The organism is Rhodoferax lacus (genome assembly GCF_003415675.1).
GTDB classification, from domain to species: domain Bacteria; phylum Pseudomonadota; class Gammaproteobacteria; order Burkholderiales; family Burkholderiaceae_C; genus Allorhodoferax; species Allorhodoferax lacus.
Genome location: NZ_QFZK01000001.1, coordinates 146,821 through 164,666, shown reverse-complemented (window position 1 = coordinate 164,666; position 17,846 = coordinate 146,821). Strand labels below are relative to the sequence as shown.

20 protein-coding genes are annotated in these 17,846 nt (G+C 61.8%); 14 read left to right on the top strand and 6 right to left on the bottom strand.

Annotated features, from left to right (window positions below; all coding sequences use genetic code 11):
* Positions 1-3 precede the first annotated feature (3 nt).
* From DIC66_RS00760 to DIC66_RS00750, 3 genes are all read left to right on the top strand, one after another.
* On the top strand, positions 4-681 hold the full coding sequence (locus DIC66_RS00760; protein WP_117173078.1) for a PilZ domain-containing protein: 678 nt from the start codon (positions 4-6) through the stop codon (positions 679-681).
* Positions 682-870: 189 nt separating this feature from the next.
* Positions 871-1,989: a TolC family protein gene (locus tag DIC66_RS00755; RefSeq protein WP_117173076.1), complete on the top strand. Its 1,119-nt coding sequence runs from the start codon at positions 871-873 to the stop codon at positions 1,987-1,989.
* Positions 1,990-3,468 (top strand): autotransporter outer membrane beta-barrel domain-containing protein, encoded by a 1,479-nt coding sequence (locus tag DIC66_RS00750; RefSeq protein ID WP_117173074.1) that lies wholly within the window; start codon positions 1,990-1,992, stop codon positions 3,466-3,468. It abuts the gene before it with no gap.
* Positions 3,469-3,478: 10 nt separating this feature from the next.
* Here DIC66_RS00750 and DIC66_RS00745 read toward each other — a convergent pair whose 3' ends face one another.
* The 3 genes from DIC66_RS00745 to xseA form a co-directional block, all read right to left on the bottom strand.
* Positions 3,479-3,778: a flagellar basal body protein gene (locus DIC66_RS00745; RefSeq protein WP_117173072.1), complete on the bottom strand. Its 300-nt coding sequence runs from the start codon at positions 3,776-3,778 to the stop codon at positions 3,479-3,481.
* A 98-nt stretch (positions 3,779-3,876) separates the two neighbouring features.
* A complete protein-coding gene (locus DIC66_RS00740) occupies positions 3,877-4,458 on the bottom strand; it encodes a superoxide dismutase (protein ID WP_117173070.1) in 582 nt (193 codons plus the stop codon).
* Positions 4,459-4,516: 58 nt separating this feature from the next.
* Positions 4,517-5,821: an exodeoxyribonuclease VII large subunit gene (gene xseA, locus DIC66_RS00735; protein ID WP_117174081.1), complete on the bottom strand. Its 1,305-nt coding sequence runs from the start codon at positions 5,819-5,821 to the stop codon at positions 4,517-4,519.
* A 308-nt stretch (positions 5,822-6,129) separates the two neighbouring features.
* Here xseA and DIC66_RS00730 point away from each other — a divergent pair, with 308 nt between their 5' ends.
* The 6 genes from DIC66_RS00730 to adk all read left to right on the top strand — a co-directional run bounded on the left by DIC66_RS00730 (position 6,130) and on the right by adk (position 9,996).
* On the top strand, positions 6,130-6,756 hold the full coding sequence (locus DIC66_RS00730; protein ID WP_117173069.1) for a MotA/TolQ/ExbB proton channel family protein: 627 nt from the start codon (positions 6,130-6,132) through the stop codon (positions 6,754-6,756).
* A gap of 24 nt (positions 6,757-6,780) precedes the next feature.
* Complete coding sequence (locus tag DIC66_RS00725; protein ID WP_117173067.1) at positions 6,781-7,206, top strand: ExbD/TolR family protein; 426 nt, start codon at positions 6,781-6,783, stop codon at positions 7,204-7,206.
* Between the two features lie 48 nt (positions 7,207-7,254).
* Positions 7,255-8,277: a tetraacyldisaccharide 4'-kinase gene (gene lpxK / locus DIC66_RS00720; protein ID WP_117173065.1), complete on the top strand. Its 1,023-nt coding sequence runs from the start codon at positions 7,255-7,257 to the stop codon at positions 8,275-8,277.
* Positions 8,258-8,440, top strand: a complete 183-nt coding sequence (locus tag DIC66_RS00715; RefSeq protein ID WP_117173063.1) for a Trm112 family protein — start codon at positions 8,258-8,260, stop codon at positions 8,438-8,440. The genes lpxK and DIC66_RS00715 overlap by 20 nt, the downstream gene beginning before the upstream one ends.
* Positions 8,441-8,446: 6 nt before the next feature.
* On the top strand, positions 8,447-9,208 hold the full coding sequence (kdsB, locus tag DIC66_RS00710; protein WP_117173061.1) for a 3-deoxy-manno-octulosonate cytidylyltransferase: 762 nt from the start codon (positions 8,447-8,449) through the stop codon (positions 9,206-9,208).
* A gap of 131 nt (positions 9,209-9,339) precedes the next feature.
* Positions 9,340-9,996, top strand: coding sequence for an adenylate kinase (gene adk / locus DIC66_RS00705; RefSeq protein ID WP_117173059.1), 657 nt, complete (start codon positions 9,340-9,342; stop codon positions 9,994-9,996).
* 43 nt (positions 9,997-10,039) lie between these two features.
* Here adk and DIC66_RS00700 read toward each other — a convergent pair whose 3' ends face one another.
* Positions 10,040-11,023 carry an asparaginase gene (locus tag DIC66_RS00700; protein WP_117173057.1) on the bottom strand — a complete coding sequence of 328 codons (984 nt, stop codon included), beginning with the start codon at positions 11,021-11,023 and terminating at the stop codon, positions 10,040-10,042.
* Between the two features lie 114 nt (positions 11,024-11,137).
* On the opposite strand from DIC66_RS00700, the gene lexA reads away from it, so the two are divergent.
* The gene (lexA, locus tag DIC66_RS00695) at positions 11,138-11,812 is read left to right on the top strand and encodes a transcriptional repressor LexA (RefSeq protein ID WP_117173055.1); all 675 of its coding nucleotides are present in this window, start codon (positions 11,138-11,140) and stop codon (positions 11,810-11,812) included.
* A 34-nt stretch (positions 11,813-11,846) separates the two neighbouring features.
* Complete coding sequence (locus DIC66_RS00690; protein ID WP_233505734.1) at positions 11,847-12,188, top strand: hypothetical protein; 342 nt, start codon at positions 11,847-11,849, stop codon at positions 12,186-12,188.
* 27 nt (positions 12,189-12,215) lie between these two features.
* On the opposite strand, the gene DIC66_RS00685 is transcribed toward DIC66_RS00690, so the two are convergent.
* Positions 12,216-12,731 carry a DUF1993 domain-containing protein gene (locus tag DIC66_RS00685; protein ID WP_117173051.1) on the bottom strand — a complete coding sequence of 172 codons (516 nt, stop codon included), beginning with the start codon at positions 12,729-12,731 and terminating at the stop codon, positions 12,216-12,218.
* A gap of 99 nt (positions 12,732-12,830) precedes the next feature.
* On the opposite strand from DIC66_RS00685, the gene DIC66_RS00680 reads away from it, so the two are divergent.
* A complete protein-coding gene (locus DIC66_RS00680) occupies positions 12,831-13,838 on the top strand; it encodes a D-2-hydroxyacid dehydrogenase family protein (protein WP_117173049.1) in 1,008 nt (335 codons plus the stop codon).
* A gap of 20 nt (positions 13,839-13,858) precedes the next feature.
* On the opposite strand, the gene DIC66_RS00675 is transcribed toward DIC66_RS00680, so the two are convergent.
* Complete coding sequence (locus DIC66_RS00675) at positions 13,859-15,811, bottom strand: type IV pilus assembly protein FimV (RefSeq protein ID WP_117173047.1); 1,953 nt, start codon at positions 15,809-15,811, stop codon at positions 13,859-13,861.
* Between the two features lie 200 nt (positions 15,812-16,011).
* Here DIC66_RS00675 and DIC66_RS00670 point away from each other — a divergent pair, with 200 nt between their 5' ends.
* Positions 16,012-16,731 (top strand): Crp/Fnr family transcriptional regulator, encoded by a 720-nt coding sequence (locus DIC66_RS00670; protein WP_117174080.1) that lies wholly within the window; start codon positions 16,012-16,014, stop codon positions 16,729-16,731.
* 14 nt (positions 16,732-16,745) lie between these two features.
* On the top strand, positions 16,746-17,831 hold the full coding sequence (locus DIC66_RS00665) for a phosphotransferase (protein ID WP_117173045.1): 1,086 nt from the start codon (positions 16,746-16,748) through the stop codon (positions 17,829-17,831).
* The last annotated feature ends 15 nt before the right edge of the window (positions 17,832-17,846 follow it).

Here is a 17,846-nt window from a genome sequence, read left to right as displayed (position 1 = left end):
GCGATGGATCCCGCCGCCAAAGACGCTGAAAACGTCAACCGCCTGCCCCTGCGCTCGCTCGGGCTCAAACCCGGCATGGCCATGCAGACCCGGCGCATCGTCGAGGGCGCCTCAAAAAAGGAATCGCAATACTTTGGCGCCATCGAGGGCAAGGGCGTGATGGTGGGCCCACTCGGTGCCGATGGGGCCAAAACCGAACTCGAAGAAGGTGAGGTCTGTGTGGTGCGGGGTTTTACCGGGCAATACGAGTACTCCTTTCTCACCAAGGTCCTGCAAACCTTCGAGAAGCCCTTTGCCTATGCGCTGCTGTCGTATCCCGCCCAGGTGGACGCGCGGCTGGTGCGCCAAAGCATGCGCATCCAATGTTCCTGGCCCACCAAGGTCATCGTGCCTGCGGATGGCGGCACCCCCGGGGCGCAGGACGCCACACTGATTGACCTCAGCACCAGCGGCGCCATGGTCAAGGCCAGCACGCAGGTCGCGGCCTTGGGCACCAGCGTGCAACTGGCCCTGTCGGTCATGGTGGACAAAGCACCGCAGGATCTGTGCCTGACTGCCGCCATTTGCCACAACAACCGTGCCACCAACGAAGAGGCCTATTTCGTGGGCCTGGCCTTCAAGAGCCTCACACCGCAAGACAAGCTGGTGCTGAGCTACCTCACCCAAAGCCCCCAGACCTGATACCGCCGCCTGCCCCGCCTGCCGGGGCTTGGGTTGGTGCGTCCTTTTTTTTCCACCTGTCCGCTTGCCTATTCAGGGACCAGGCTGTAAATTAAATGTTCGAATGAGAATACAAATTGATTGAAAGCGCTTGCTCGCAGGACACGGCCACGGTCTGTTCCCAAGCAAGAAAATACAGGAGAGGGCGGCATGAATCTTCGGGGAGTCCAGTTGCTCACCACTGCACTGTGGTTGGTGCAGCCCGCACTGCATGCCCAATCGCTGCCCCAACTCATTGACGGCGTACTCACTACCCATCCTTCCATGCGCTCACAACGGGCGCTGGGTGATTCCGCCAAAGAGGCGGTGGAAGGCGCCAAATGGCAGTTCTATCCCACTCCCTCCATTGGCTTTGAACAGGTAGACGCCAGCCACGCCGACCCCAACTATCCCGCCTACGGCGACAAGAGCGTCACCACCCTGCGTTTGCAACAACCCTTGTGGACCGGTGGGCGGCTGACTGCCGGACTGGACCGGGCCCAGGCCGGTGTGGTCGCCAGCCAGGCCTCGCTGGACAGCGTACGCCAGGACCTGGCCTTGCGGGTGCTGCAGTTCTATGCAGACTGGTATGGCGCACTGCTCAAGCGCCAGGCCTATGAAAAAAGCCTGAAGGCCCACAGGACCTTGCAGGACCAGATCAACCGGCGCATCGCCGGCGGTGTCTCACCCCAAAGCGACCTGACCCTCTTGCTGGGGCGCGCCCAGCAAACCGAGGCCGACCTCTCCACCGCGCAGGCACAAGAGCAAAGCGCCCTGGGGCGACTGAATCAGCTGCTGGGCCATAGCCTGCAAGCCCGAGACCTTTCAGCCAGCCTCAGCACGCCCCAGGCCATTGCCGCCAGCGCACAGGAACTGCTGGAGCATGCCCAGGCACACAACCCCGGCGTCATCAAGCTGCGGGCGCAGGCGCAGATTGCCGAGGCAGAAGTCACCAGCGCCAAAGCCGACCTCAAGCCCGAAGTCTATTTGCGCGCGGAGAGCCAATACGGCAACCGCCTAGACCCTCGCACAAATGGAAACACCGGAACCATCCCGGTACAGACTGGCGATTTGGTGTGGGATTCATCAGATGGCAACTATTCAACCCATGTGATCCTGCCAACAACCAGCACAGACGGTGTACGGGTCCACATGCAAAACCATGCCTCCTATTACTACCAGGTCGACACCAACAATACCAACCTGGACGCTTCCCTTCCGATCGGCAGACTTGCCACAGCCGACTTTGTGTTTTCTGCCGCGCAGGGTAAATGGATTTATGAGGGTTGAGTGGGCTACCTGGGTGCGCAATACAGCGTAGATGGCGGGGCCTTCAGCGCGAACTATGTGGCGCCCACCAGCCAGGGCGCACATACCGTGCAGGTCAAACAGACCGATGCCATAGGCAACGTCAGCGCACCCACCAGTTACAGCTTCACGCTGGACACGGTGGCGCCCACGCAGACCGCAAGCATCGCCAGCTACACCGGGAACGCCGGCACCGGTTCGGATGGTACTTTTGGCAGCGGCACCACGACGGACGACGCCACGCCGGTGTTGAACGGCCGACTGTCTGGCGCCATTGGCAACAATGATGTGGTGCGCATTTTTGACGCAGGCATCTTGATTGGCATGGCGACGGTGGAAGGAACCAGCTGGCTCTTTTCCACTCCTACCCTCATCGATGGCAGCGCGCACAGCTACACGGCTGCTGTGATGGACGCAGCGGGCAATGAAGGTACCGCGTCCAGCGCCCTTGGGCTGGCGGTGTCTGCTCCCTTTGAAAGGCTGGTCAACGCCAGCATTACCGGCAATGCTGCGGGCTGGTCCTTCAACCAAGGCGTCTCCAGTGTGGTTTACCTGAGTGACAACATCGATTTCAATGGCAGCAATGCTGCCGCGGGAGGTAGCGCCTACCAAGTGCTCAAAAATTTGCTGGTGGGCAAAAGCTACACAGTTCAGTATGAACTGGGGGAAATTGGCGCAGTGGGCCAGCACACCATGCTGGCCGAGGTGAGAGACGGCAGCGTCTGGAATGCGGGCACGCAAATGGCCTCGGACACCTATGTACAAACCTCGGCCACCACGACCCTGCACAGTTTCACCTTCACTCCCACCAGCAGCACCGCAACACTGGTGTTTACCAACACCGCAACGGCCAACACGGTAAACACGGACCTGGCTCTGAACCAGGCCAGCGTCATGCTGACTTCAGAGGCGGCCAAGCGCGCGGCAACCCCGCTGGTGCTGGACCTCAATGGCGACGGCGTGCAAACCGTGGACCTGGCGCATGGCGTGCTGTTTGATGTGGCCAACACCGGTGTGGCCAGGCAGAGCGCCTGGGTCAGCAGCGGTGACGGCCTGCTGGTGCGCGACACCAACCAGGACGGCCGGATTGCCAACGGCGCCGAGCTGTTTGGCCAGGGCACGCTGCTGGCCAACGGCACGCACGCGGCCAACGGCTTTGCGGCCCTGGCGCAGTTCGATGCCAACCACGACGGCAAGATCGACGCGCAGGACGCCATGTTCAGGGAGCTGAAGGTCTGGCGTGATGCCAATGGCGACGGTGTGAGCCAGGCAGGCGAACTGCACGGCCTGGCTGACATGGGAATCGTTTCCTTCAACCTCAAGGCCACTACCGGCTACGTGGCGGAAAACGGCAATCTGCACGGTCTGGTGTCGAGTTACACCACGGCCGACGGCGCCGAGCACGAACTCGCCGATGTGTGGCTGCAGCAGGCCACGGTGGCGGCCAGCCACGTGCTTTGAATCAGTTACGTCAGGCTTTGGTGTCCAGCAGGGCACCAGCCATGGCGTTGCCGGTTTTGAAGACAGCCAGATTGGCCAAAAAGGCGTTCTTGGCCTGGAGTTGGTTGACCAGATCTGTCTCCAGCGCCGGGCCGCTTTGCTTGGAGGCCACCACGCTGGCCGACACACCGCCTTCGCCCTGCGGGGTTTGCAGCACCTCCTGGCGCTTGTAGCCCTCGGTCTGGGCATTGGCCACGTTGTTGGCAGAGGCGTTGAGCTGGGTTTGCGCCGCGTTCATGCCCGACAGCGCGATGGAACCGATAGAAGCCATGACAACACTCCCCCAATAAAAAAAGGCCTGAAGACAATCTTCAGGCCCGATTTTGCAGCACAGGCCGTGGCCCGCATTGCAATGGTCTTGTTTGCGGCTTAGGCGAAGTTGGCTTCTGCAAAGCCCCAGTTCACCAGCTTGTCGAAAAAGGTTTCGACATACTTTTGACGCAGATTGCGGTAGTCAATGTAGTACGCATGTTCCCACACGTCAACCGTGAGCAGGGCCTTGTCGGCAGTGGTCAGGGGCGTGCCGGCAGCGCCGGTGTTGACGATGTCCACAGAGCCGTCAGGCTTCTTCACCAGCCAGGTCCAGCCGGAGCCGAAGTTGCCCACAGCCGACTTGACGAAGGCTTCCTTGAAGGCGGCGTAGCTGCCCCACTTGGCAGTGATGGCGGTTGCCAGGGCGCCAGTGGGTTCGCCGCCACCGGCGGGCTTCATGCCGTTCCAGAAGAAGGTGTGGTTCCAGATCTGGGCGGAGTTGTTGTAGATGCCGCCGCTGGACTTCTTGATGATTTCTTCCAGCGTCAGGGCTTCGAATTCGGTGCCCTTTTGCAGGTTGTTGAGGTTCACCACATAGGCGTTGTGGTGCTTGCCGTGGTGGAATTCCAAAGTCTCTTTGGAGTAGGCAGGGGCCAGCGCGTCAATGGCGTAAGGCAGGGGGGGCAGGGTGTGTTCCATGGATTCCTCTAGGGTTGGTGGTTAGTTGGTCAATTTCGCGACTGGTGCATTGTAGGAATTAATTTGCACGCTTGCCCTGTACCTGCAGATCAACCGCACCATCGGCCAGGGTTGCCACCAGATGTTGCCCTGTTCGTACCTGTTTGATGCCGGTGACGGGGTGGCCGTCCTCCTGAGTCAGCCAGGCGTAGCCACGCTGCAGGACGCGTGCCGGGTCCAGCGCCTTGAGGCGCAACTCGCTGCGGCCACACGACTCGTGCAGGCGCTGCAATGCCTGCTGCGTGGCGCGGGGAAAGTTCTGCTGCAGCATGGCCAGCGTGCTCTGGCGCCTTTGCACATCGGCGCGCAAGGCATGCGACATGGATTGCTGCAGGGTGGCCAGCTGCGCGCGCTGGCGCGCCATGGCCAGTGTGGGGCGGCCAATGCGTGCGGCTAGGTGGTCCACCTGCTGGGCCTCGCGCTGCAGGTAGCGGGTAAGGGACAGGCGCAGGCGGGCCTCGGTGTCTTGCAGCGCGCGCTGGTAAGACTCGGTGCTGGCACTGACCAGCTCGGCTGCCGCCGTGGGCGTGGGGGCACGCAGGTCGGCCACAAAGTCGGCGATGGTGAAATCGGTCTCATGGCCCACGCCGCTGATGATGGGCACCGGGCTGCTGGCAATGGTGTGTGCCAGCTGTTCGTCATTGAAGGCCCACAGGTCTTCCATGGAGCCGCCCCCCCGCACCAGCAGGATGACGTCTATGGGCCTTGGGCTGGAGGCGTCTTCTGCCAGCGCGTACAGGGCCTTGAGGGCCTGCACCAGTTCACGTGGCGCGCCCTCGCCTTGCACGCTGGCAGGTGAAAGCAGCACCGGGATGTGCGGTACGCGGCGCTGCAGCGCGCTCACCACATCGTGCAAGGCGGCCGCCCCCAACGAGGTCACCACGCCAATGCTGCGCGGCATGGTGGGCAGGGGCCGCTTGCGTGCCGCATCAAACAGGCCCTGGGCTTCCAGCCGGGCCTTGAGCAACAGGAACTGCTCAAACAGACTGCCCTGCCCTGCCCGGGTCAGGCTTTCCACAATCAGCTGCAGTTCGCCGCGCGGCTCGTACACGCCCAGGCGGCCGCGCACTTCGACCTTTTCGCCATCACGCGGCACAAAGTCCAGCAGACTGGCGGCGCGGCGGAACATGGCGCAGCGCAACTGGCCGCTGGCATCCTTGAGCGAGAAGTAGCAGTGGCCGCTGGCCGCACGCGAAAAGCCGGTGATCTCACCGGCCACGGCCACCGGGTTGAAGCGCGATTCCAGCGCATCGGCAATGGCGCGGCACAGGGCGCCTACGGGCCAGACGCGTGGCTGCGTTGCAAGAGTGCCTGTTTCAACCACGGTGAAGTCCTGGCAATAGATGGGCGGCACTTACATTTGGACGCATATAAAAGCTCCACAAAATGCCGGTTGGGCGCTTGGGCGGGGTGGACCCCTTGGACAGCCATGAGTCTGTGTCTAAGTGCATTGATTTCATTGGGAATTTTTCTGCTGCAAATGTCATCAAAGTGTCAAAACGCTGGACCTGTGCGGCTCGCGGGTGGTGGCACACCGACTTTTGCACAAAGTTATCCACACAATCTGTGCGCTGATGCCTGCACCGACTAGGCCATAATCACACGCACAAATCATTCGCACGGAGGGGACTTTTGCTTTCCATCATACAAGCCGCAGGCTGGCCTATTTGGCCTCTGATCGCATGCTCTATTCTCGCTCTGGCCATCGTCATTGAACGCTTCATCAGCCTCAAGTCCAGCAAAGTCATACCGCCGCGTTTGCTGGAAGAAGTCATTGGGGTAACCCGCAAAGGCATTCCAGCCGCCGACGTGATTGCCCAACTGGAAAAGAATTCCGCTCTGGGCAAGGTGCTGGCCAGTGGCCTGCGCGCCGTCAACACCGAGCCGCAAATCAGTGAAGAAGACTTGCGTGCCAGCATGGAAAACGTGGGCCGCCAGGTGGCGCACAAGCTGGAGCACTACCTCAGCGCGCTGGGAACCATTGCTTCGGCCGCACCCCTGATGGGCTTGTTTGGCACGGTGGTGGGCATGATTGAAATCTTTGGCTCGCAAGCACCCGGCAGTTCGGGCGGCGGCAACCCGGCGCAGTTGGCGCACGGCATTTCGATTGCCCTGTACAACACGGCGTTCGGCCTGATCGTGGCCATCCCCTCGCTGATTTTCTGGCGCTACTTCCGTGGCCGCGTGGACGAGTACCTGCTGGTGCTGGAAGTGGATGCGGACCGCCTGGCGCGCCACATCAAGTCACTGCGCAAGTAACCGTCCACCACCCGAGCAAGAGCCATGCACTTTAGCCGCCGAAGAAATGACGAGCCGGAAATCAACCTGATTCCGTTCATTGACGTGTTGCTGGTGGTGCTGATTTTTCTGATGCTGTCCACCACCTACAGCAAGTTCACCGAGATGCAGGTCACCCTGCCCGTGGCCGATACCGATGCCCAGCGCGATTACCCCAAGGAACTGATCGTGGCAGTGGGGGCGGACGGTAATTTCAGCGTCAACCACTCTGTGCTGCAAGGCCGCAGCCTGGAAACCCTGGCGGCCGCGCTCACGGAAGCAACCAAGGGCGCCAAGGAGACTGTGGTGGTGATCAGTGCGGATGCCAGCGCCAAGCACCAGTCGGTGGTCACCGTCATGGAGGCCGCACGCCGCGTCGGCCTGAACCAGATTACCTTTGCCACCCAGTCGTCTTCGCAGGCGGCGCAGTAAGGCCCTGCCCGAGGTATTGGCTTGAAGCACACGCAGGGCCAAGGACTGATGCAAGCCTGGGAGCGCCGGGGCCCGTTGGCCGTGCTGCTGCTACCCATCGCACTGATCTATGCCGCCTTGCTGCAAGTGCGGCGCTGGCTCTACCAGACGGGTGTGCTCAAGGCCCGCCGGGTGGATTGCGCTGTCATTGTGGTGGGCAATGCCATCGCAGGCGGCGCCGGCAAAACCCCGACCACCATGGGCATCGTGCAGCACCTGCAAAGCAAGGGGATGGTAGTGGGCGTGGTGTCACGCGGCTTTGGGCGGTCTGACAACGCCGTGTGCCAAGTCACGCCCGACAGTGATGCAACCCTGGTGGGTGACGAACCCCTGCTGATTGCACGGGCCACCCAGGCCCCGGTGTTTGTGGCCGCTGACCGGCATGCGGCCGCCCGTGCGCTGCTGGCGGCTTACCCCAAAACACAGGTCATTGTTTGTGATGACGGCCTGCAGCACTACCCGCTGTACCGCGACCTGGAAGTCTGCGTGTTTGATGACCGCGGCACCGGCAACGGCTGGCTGCTGCCCAGCGGCCCCCTGCGGGAGCCCTGGCCGCGCACCGCCTTGGCCACGGTGGGCCAGCGCAATGACCGCCTGCTGGTTTTGCACACCGGTGCCACTGCGGCCTTTGCTGGCTTCCGGGCGCAACGCAAGCTGGCAGAACAGGCGCTTGCCAGCGATGGGCAAGGCAGGGCATTGAACACGCTGCAGCCGCCCTTGCTGGCCTTGGCCGGTATTGCCAGGCCCGGGAATTTTTTCAGCGCCTTGCGCGCCCTGGGGCTGCGCCTGGACAAGACCCTGGCCCTGCCCGACCATTTTGATTTTTCAACGCTGGATACGGCAGAGCTGCGCGGCCACCAGGTGCTGTGCACCGAGAAGGATGCAGCCAAGCTGTGGAAGGTCTGGCCCCAAGCCCTGGCCGTGCCCTTGGTACAAACGCTGGAGCCGGCTTTTCTGGACGCGCTGGACCAGATGCTGGGTGCGGTCCTGGCGGCAAAGTTATCATCCCCCCATGGACACCAAACTGCTTGAACTGATCGTCTGCCCCGTCACCAAGGGCAAGCTTGAATATGACCGCGAGAAGCAGGAGCTGATCTCCCGCTCGGCGCGCCTGGCCTACCCGGTGCGCGACGGCATACCGATTCTGCTGGAGACCGAAGCGCGCACTCTGACCGACACCGAGCTGGGCCTGTAAGCGCCCATGTCGTTCACTGTCCTGATCCCGGCCCGGCTGGCTTCTACCCGCCTGCCCAACAAACCCCTGGCCGACATCGCCGGCATACCCATGGTGGTGCGCGTGGCGCAACGCGTCGCACAGGGGCTGGCGCAACCCGCGCGCATTGTGGTGGCCGCTGACGACGCCAGCATCGTGCAGGCTTGCGAGCGCTTTGGCGTGCAGGCCGTGCTGACCCGGGTGGACCATGCGTCGGGCAGTGACCGGCTGGCCGAAGCCTGCGACATCCTGGGGCTGAACGACGAAGACATCGTGGTGAATGTGCAGGGAGACGAGCCGCTGATTGACCCTGCCCTGGTGCAGGCGGTGGCCGACCTGTTGCGCAGCCAGCCCGGCGCCAGCATGGGCACGGCCGCGCATGCCATTGACTCGGTGCAGGACTTCAAGAACCCGAACGTGGTGAAGGTGGTGTTGAACGCGGCCGGCATGGCCCTGTATTTCAGCCGCGCCCCCATTGCCTGGTGGCGCGATGGCTTTGCCGAAGGGCTACACGCCTTGGCCCAACCGGCGCCCTTGCGCCACATCGGAATTTACTCCTACCGGGCGGGCTTTTTGCGCCGTTTCCCCACCCTGGCCCAGGCACCCATAGAAGTCACCGAAGCCCTGGAGCAATTGCGCGCGCTGTGGCACGGTTACCAGATTGCAGTGCATACCAGCAACACGGCCCCGGGCGCCGGAGTAGACACGCCGGAAGACCTGGAGCGGGTGCGCAAAACCTTCGCCGCATAGCTGCCGGGCGGCGTGGCTCTGTAAGTTAGCCAACAGGCCTGCCATGCTATTCTCAACGAGTAATTTGCATGCAAAAGCACGGGCGTCATGCCTGTGAAACACAAACTGTTTAGACAAAAAAGAGGGGTTCCATGAGACTGATTCTGTTGGGCGCACCCGGCGCTGGCAAGGGCACACAAGCCACATTCATTTGCCAGAAGTACGGCATTCCGCAAATTTCCACCGGAGACATGTTGCGCGCAGCAGTCAAGGCTGGCTCCCCATTGGGTCTGGAAGCCAAGGCCGTGATGGCTTCAGGCGGACTGGTGAGCGATGAGCTCATCATCAACCTGGTCAAGGAACGCCTGACGCAGGCCGACTGCGCCAACGGTTTCCTGTTCGATGGATTTCCCCGCACCATTCCGCAAGCCGACGCCATGAAGGCAGCCGGTGTGCAACTGGACTACGTGCTGGAAATTGATGTGCCCTTTGAAGCCATCATCGAACGCATGAGCGGTCGCCGCTCGCATGCCGCCTCGGGCCGCACTTACCACGTCAAGTTCAACCCACCCAAAGTGGAAGGCGTGGACGACATCACAGGCGAGCCGCTGATCCAGCGCGAAGACGACAAGGAAGAAACCGTCAAGAAGCGCCTGGATGTGTACAGCGCGCAAACCCGCCCACTGGTGCAGTACTACTCGGACTGGGCTGCCAAAGACGCCGCCTCCGCCCCCAAGTACCGCGCCATCAGCGGCATGGGTGATGTGGACGCCATCACGGCCCGCGTGTTTGAGGCACTGGCGAAGTAAGCCTCTGTCACGCACACAAAAAGGTCGCAGTTGCGGCCTTTTTTTATGCTACTGCAATCTGCAGCATCAGCGCAATGCGTGCCTTCACGGCCGACCACTCCATGGCGACAAAGGCGCCGGAGCGCGCTGAGGCCGAGCCCCCCACCACCTGGCCATAGGCACAGCGGCTGACACGCACCACGCGCACACCCTGCGCCTGCGCTTCCTGCAGTGCCACCTCCATATCCTTGTGCACCGTGCCGTTGCCGGTACCGGCAACAACGATGCCGCGCAAGGGCGGCTGAGCCGCAGTTGCCCCCAACAAGGCGCGCACCACGGCCCCGCTGGCACCAGCATGGCTGGTGACGATTTCCACACGCGGCCAGCCCTGCGCCTGCAGTGCGGCACTGTCCACGGGTGAGCGCTCCACGTCGACTCCCGGCCAATTGGCCAGCAGGCGCACCCGGCCCTCCTCCACCAGCCCTACCGGCCCGGCTTCGCCGGAGTCAAAGGCATCCACACGGTAAGGATGCACCTTCTGCACTTGGGCTGCGCCATGGATTTTTCCTGCGCAGACCACCAGCACGCCACGCGCGCCCGGGCACAGCGACACCGACACCGCGTCAGCCATATTGGCAGGACCATCCGGCGTGAGAGAACTCGCGGGCCGCATGGCACAGGTCAGCACCACGGGCTTGTGGGCCAGCAGGGCGGCGGGTACCGCCTGCGACAAAAAGAAGGCTGTTTCTTCCAGCGTGTCCGTGCCGTGGGTGACTACCAGACCGGCAACTTCCGGCTGAGCCAGGTAATGCGTCACGCGGTCCAGCAAGGCCTGCCAATCGGCGTGCGCCAGGTCTTTGCTGTCGATCTGGCAGACCTGCTCGGACTCGGCCTGGCAGTCGCCCAGAACCTGCTGCAAACCGGGCACCCCGGCCAGCAAGGCCGCAACACCCACCTGTGCAGCGGTGTAGCCCACGTTGTCGCCAGCGCTTTGCGCGGTGCCGGCAATCGTCCCGCCCATACCCAGGAAAACAACTTTTTTCAGCATTTCACTCACTCTCTCTTGTCAAAGTTTAAAAACTGGTTAAAAATACAGTTACTGGATGGGAAAACAGTGTGTACAGACCCACAGCCGGTTTCACCTCACGCCAAAGGAGTCAGAATGCTCGAAAGCCCCAAACTCACTGCCAGACAACAGCAGATTCTGGATCTCATCCAAAGTGCCATTGCCAGCACCGGCTCCCCTCCCACCCGCGCAGAAATCGCCACCGAGCTCGGCTTCAAATCCGCGAACGCGGCCGAAGAACATCTGCAAGCCCTGGCACGCAAGGGCGTTATCGAGCTGGTCAGTGGCACCTCGCGCGGTATCCGCCTCAAGAGCGACGCCCTGCGCTCCATCAACGAGTCCCGTAGCAAGCAGTTCTCCATGCCCTTGCAGGGCTTCGCCCAATTGGCCCTGCCGCTGATTGGCCGCGTTGCTGCAGGCTCGCCCATTCTCGCCCAGGAGCATGTGGACCGTACCTACTACGTGGAAAACAGCCTGTTCCAAAGGCAGCCGGACTACCTGCTCAAAGTACGCGGCATGTCCATGCGGGACGCCGGCATCATGGATGGCGACCTGCTGGCTGTGCAGGCTACCAAAGATGCCAAAAACGGCCAGATCATCGTGGCCCGCCTGGGTGACGAAGTCACCGTCAAGCGCTTCCGCAGAAACAAGCACCTGATCGAGTTGCATCCTGAAAACCCGGACTACCAGACCATCGTGGTCGAGCCCGGCGAACCCTTTGAAATTGAAGGCCTGGCAGTCGGCTTGATCCGCAACACCATGCTCATGTAAGACCCTCCATACATTCCCGTCAGGCAGAACATCTATGAACATCGCTCTGGTTTTACAGCACAAGCTCGTGCTTGGCATTCAACGCCTTATGCAAGGCAGCTCCACTCCCCTGCTGGCGGCACCAGCGCGCATGGTGCGCAGCCATGTGCGGCCCAGCGTCGCTTACTCGCCCTTGCTGACAGTGGCACGCACTGGCAACGCGGGGGCAACGGCCAGTCGGCTAAGCGCCGAAAAGGTCATGCCGCTGCGCGTTTTGCGTGTGGTGGAAACCGGCATGCCACGTACCAGCACCGGCAGACTGGTGATCTCTGGCCGCATGGCCGACGTGTGTGCCGAGCTGGACCGGCTGGTAGAGCGCGAAGCTGCGCTGCACTAAAGCCCGGCATACCCGGCACCCTGCCGCTCAGGCGGCAGCGCCGAGCAGGTAGTCCTTCTTGCCCAGATCCACGCCGTTGTGGCGCAGGATGTTGTAGGCAGTGACGATGTGAAAGAACATATTGGGCAGCACCCACTGCTTCAGGTAAGCCTCACCTTGCATGGTGCGCACGGAGTCCTTTCCAACCGGAAACGTAATGTCCTTTGCTTCGGTGCCGTCCAGTGTTTGTGCTGGAACGGTGGCCAGATAGGCCAGCGTCTTGGCGATGCGCGCCTTCAACTCGGCCAGAGTCTGCTCATCGTCTGCAAACTTGGGCGCTTCCACACCGGATAGGCGCGCCACCCCGTTCTTGGCCGCATCACAGGCAATCAACACCTGCCGAGTGAAAGGCAACATGTCGGGTGCCAACCGATACTGCGTAAGGGCCACCGGGTCACAGCCTTTGGCATCCACAAAAGCTTGGGCCTTGTCCAGCATGTGGCTCAGGTTGCCGAGCATGGTTTGGAAGACGGGCAGACTGGCCGATGACATGGAGATAGGCATAAGGTTCCTTCATTGAATAGGGTGTGGGATGCGCATGGTAGCGCGTCTGCCTCCGCGCAGCTTCTTGGATGCCCTTCGAGGCAAGGCACAATTGGGCCTATGAATATTGTGATTCTTGATGATTACCAGGACGCGGTCCGCAAGTTGGAATGCGCCAGCAAGCTGCAGCCTTACCAGGCCAAGGTCTACACCAACACGGTCAAGGGGCTGGGCCAGTTGTCGGTGCGCCTGAAAGACGCCGACATCCTGGTGTTGATCCGCGAACGCACGCACATCAATCGCCAACTCATTGAGAAGCTGCCCAAGCTGAAGCTGATTTCACAGACCGGTCGCGCTGGTAGCCACATTGACCTGCAAGCCTGCACCGAGCGCGGTATTGCCGTGTCGGAAGGGGTGGGTTCAGCCGTGGCCCCCGCCGAGTTGACCTGGGCCCTGTTGATGGCGGCCATGCGCAGGTTGCCACATTACATCGGCAACCTGAAACACGGCGCCTGGCAACAAGCAGGCCTGAAAGCCGGCTCCATGCCCCCCAATTTCGGCATCGGAACCACGCTGGCTGGCAAGACCCTGGGCATCTGGGGCTATGGACGCATTGGCAAACTGGTTGCTGGTTACGCCCGCGCCTTTGGCATGCATGTTGTCGTGTGGGGAAGCGAGGCCTCAAGGGCTGCTGCGGCGGTGGATGGCTGTCTGGCCGCGCCAAGTCGCGAGATCTTTTTTGCGTCCGCTGATGTGGTGTCACTGCATTTGCGACTGAATGTGGCAACCCAGCACATTGTCACGGGCGCTGATCTGGCCTTGATGAAGCCCAGCGCGATTCTGGTGAATACCTCACGGGCCGAGTTGATTGAACCGGACGCCTTGATCGGCGCCTTGAACCGGGGCCGCCCTGGCATTGCAGCGGTGGACGTCTTCGAGACCGAACCCATACTCCAGGGGCACGCGCTGCTGCGTCTGGAAAACTGCATTTGCACGCCCCATATCGGCTACGTGGAGCAGAACAATTACGAAGAGTATTTTGGCCAGGCCTTTGACAATGTGGTGAATTTCATCAAGGGGACGCCCACCCATATTGTCAACCCCGGGGCGCTGCAGGTACGACGCTGAGCCCCGTCTGGTCTTGCAGATCAGTCGGGCTTTTTGTGCGCCATGTAGGCCGACATATCGAAGTCGATCAGGTTGTCATGCTCGGCCGGCTTCTGGACATCAGGGCCCACGTCCAAATTCAAATCCAGGTCAAGGTCCAGGTCGAGGTCCATGGGCGCGGTCGCAGCGCCATAGCCACCGGCACTGACAGGCAAAGGTGCAGTCAGTCCTGCATTCAAGGAAGCCGACTGCGAAAGTGCCTGTTGGTCGGGGCGTGAAGCGCTGAAGGGCGCCAAGTCCGAATCGTAGGCCTGATCCAGGCGTTTGAGCACACCGTACAAGAGCAGCAGGTCCTTGAAGGCTTCGAGGTCAATGCCTTGCTCCGGGTCATCTTCCGGCAGGCGCACCAGGCACTGCTCTATGTAGTCGATGGTGTATTCGGTAGGCCACAGCACGACGATCTGGTGGCAAATCTCGTCGTAGGTATCCAGCCCGTTTCCTTCCATCTGGAAGTTGGCGTAGTTCGGAATGCGTCCGGTGAACTGGGCATTGAACTCTTCGCGGTAGCGCTCGAAATCCGAGCGTCGGCTCAGGGTATGGAGTATTTTCAACAGGTCCAGCAGTACCAGCGGATTGCTGTCAGCGCTGCCACGGATACTGGACTCCAGCAAACGCACGGCCTCATCATGCTGGCCCAGCGCCATGAAGAACTCGGCCTGCTGCCGCACGTCCAGCATTTCCTTGGTGTTGATCGACTTCATGTTGCCCGGAGCACTGGGGGCAAAATCTGGTCGAGCCGGGCGCCCGGCGGTCACCGGTTGGTGTGCCGAAGCTGGCTCAGCTGCGGCGGCCGCAGCTGCGATGTTCATGGATAGGGTTGCAGCGACCGAAGTGCCTGCCATAGGTTCAATACCTGCTGGCCCTGTGGTGACTCGCTCGGCAAGCGAAGTGGGAGCTGAATCCAACGCAGCAGCCACGGATGGATTGGAGCTACCCAGTGAGCCTGGCGCCGTGGAACGGGCCGCAACAACAGGCAAAGCAGCTTCATGATGCGCGGCTTCTGCCGACCACCAAGGTGCAGCGGAAAACCCGCCAGAGCGCACACGCAGCGCGACGTAAGCCAGGGCGGCGACGCAGGCAAGCAGCAGTGCCCCCAAGCCGTAAACCAGGCTCCGGTCATAGTTTTGCGATGTGCTGCTTTCAACAGCGGCCGCAACCATCTGGATGTTTTGCTGGTTCTTGGCCGTCACCGCTTTCAAGCCCATGATGTCCGATTCCAGGGCTTTGGCACGCGCTTCACTTTTGAGCATGTCCTCGGCACTGGTGCTGCCAGCTTGCCATTTGGCGATTTCATCGACCCGCCTTTGCAGGTCTTCCAGCACTGCCGCATTGATCGCGTTGTTGGCCTTGGCTGGGGGCTGGGACAGTTTCAATACCGGCATTGCTGGCGGTTTTGCGGGCGCCTTGGCTTTGGCCGCCACCGGCAGACCAACCGAGGGAATGGGGGCAGCAACAACAGGGGTTGCCGCGGCGGGGGCCACTGCAGTCTGGGCGCCTGATGTTTCAGGGCGCGCAGCAGCCCTTGAAGCAGTTGCTGCGCCGGCCACTTCACTGACAACGTCCGACAGCAGGGTGTATTGCCGGGATGCCCTGGGACTGCAAACAGCCCGCAATGTCAACCGCACCAAGGCTTCATCGATACTGGCACTGGAAGTAATCCGCACCACGTGCGCGCCTGCTTGCGTGCCTGGCTGGACAGTCAGGACAATGCGGCTGCGCTCGATCGGGCTGTCGCCGTAGTGCACGTCGGCCTCAAAACAACTGGAAGAAACATCCTCTTCTGCCGTGGCTTGCACCAGCACTGACACGTCCAATGGCTTGCCCAGGATTGCCGCTCCACGAACACGGCCCAGTGTGAGGGCACTGCTGCAGGTTGATGCCAGCAGCAAGGCGGCAAAGACGCCCCAAAAAACGGGTTTACGGTTGAGCTTCATAGTTGCTTTGCATTTTGGCACAGGCAGACGCACCTTCCTTTGGGGGTTTGCCCAGTGTATTGCAGCTTGCAGTGACCTTGGCGAAAAACCGGAATGCAAATTTTGGCAATGGTGCGCTTCCCCCAAAAGCCGCACAGGCTCTGACGCCACGGCGACACAGGAATGTTCAAAGCTGCCTGGAGCAGCCGACAATGCAGGCCATGGACGAACCCATTCTTACTGTTGAGGAACGCGCAGCCATCAATGCAGGGCGCTGGTTTTCCTCCCTGTCGCCTTCGCTGCGGCACGACATCATTCGCTGTGCCTACGTCAAGCGTTATGCTGATGGCGCGCTGATTGCAGCCCGCGGCGAGCCGCCCGAAGAATGGCTGGCCTGTGCCAAAGGTGCCGTGCGGGTCAGCTCCACTTCGCTCTCGGGCAAGCAGATCACCCTGACCTATGTGGAGCCCGGTATCTGGTTTGGCGACGTAGCCATCTTTGATGGCGACCGCCGCACGCATGACGTCTATGCCCACGGCGACGCCACCCTGTTGTGCGTGGCCAAGGCGGATTTCAAGAAGATACTGGCCCTGCATGCGGAACTCTACGAGGCCTTGCTGCGCCTGCATGCACGGCGCATCCGCCAACTCTACGGTCTGGTGGAAGACCTCAACACCCTGCCCCTGCGGGCGCGGCTGGCCAAGCAGCTGTTGCATCTGGTGCGCAGCTACGGCGTGCCATCGCTCAGTGACGCCAGCGAGATACGTATCGGCCTGCAGCTGGCCCAGGAAGAACTGGCGCAACTGCTGGGCGCATCGCGCCAGCGGGTAAACCAGGAGCTCAAGAGCATGGAACGCGAAGATGCCATTCGCATAGAGCCCGGCGGACTGGTCATCCGCGACCGTGCCACCCTGCTGCGTATCGCAGAAACCGACCATTGAATGTCCCAAGCACCATGAGCGACTTTGACGACTTTGCGGGAACGCGCGCAGCCACCGGTCAGCACGCACTGGATGTGGCCGCGCTCAGCGCCTGGCTGACCAGCCATGTGCCGCAGTTTGAGGGGCAGGTGCAGGTGGAGATGTTCAAGGGTGGCCAGTCCAACCCGACCTACAAGCTGAGCACCCCATCGGGCAGCTATGTGATGCGCTGTAAGCCCGGGCCGGTGGCGCAATTGCTGCCTTCCGCCCACGCCGTGGAGCGTGAATACGCCGTGATGAGCGGCCTGGCCCATACCGCCGTGCCGGTACCGAAAATGATTTGCCTCTGTGAAGACGAGTCCGTGGTGGGGCGCGCCTTCTACCTGATGGAGTATGTGGAGGGGCGTGTGCTCTGGGACCCGGCGCTGCCGGGCATGGCAAACGCAGAACGCGCGGCCATTTACGACGAATGCAACCGCGTCATCGCCGCGCTGCATAGTGTGGACTTCAAAGCCCAAGGCTTGGGGAGCTATGGCAAGCCGGGCAATTACTTCGAGCGCCAGATCGGGCGCTGGAGCCGCCAGTACCAGGCATCCATCACCCAGGCCATTCCCGAGATGGACCACCTGATGGCCTGGTTGCCGCAGCACATACCGGCCATGGCGCGCGATGACCGCCTGGTGTGCATTGTTCATGGCGACTACCGGCTCGACAACCTGATGTTCGATGCGACAGAGCCCCGGGTGGTGGCCGTGCTGGACTGGGAACTGTCCACCCTGGGCCACCCGCTGGCCGACTTCAGTTACCACTGCATGGCCTGGCACATTCCCGCAGGCCTGTTTCGCGGCATCGGTGGCCTGGACTTGGCGGCACTCGGCATCCCCTCGGAGGAAGACTACATCCGGCGCTATTGCGAACGCACCGGCCTGGCCAGGCCTGAGCAGTTGCAGCAGGACTGGAGCTTCTACATGGCCTACAACCTGTTTCGTATCGCAGCCATCCTGCAGGGCATTGCCAAGCGCGTGGAGGCGGGCACCGCCTCGAGTGCACAGGCCGTGCGTTCGGCCGCTGGCGCCAGGCCGCTGGCGCAGTTGGCCTGGGCCTTTGCCCAACGGCTTTGAACGCCCTGCCCGATC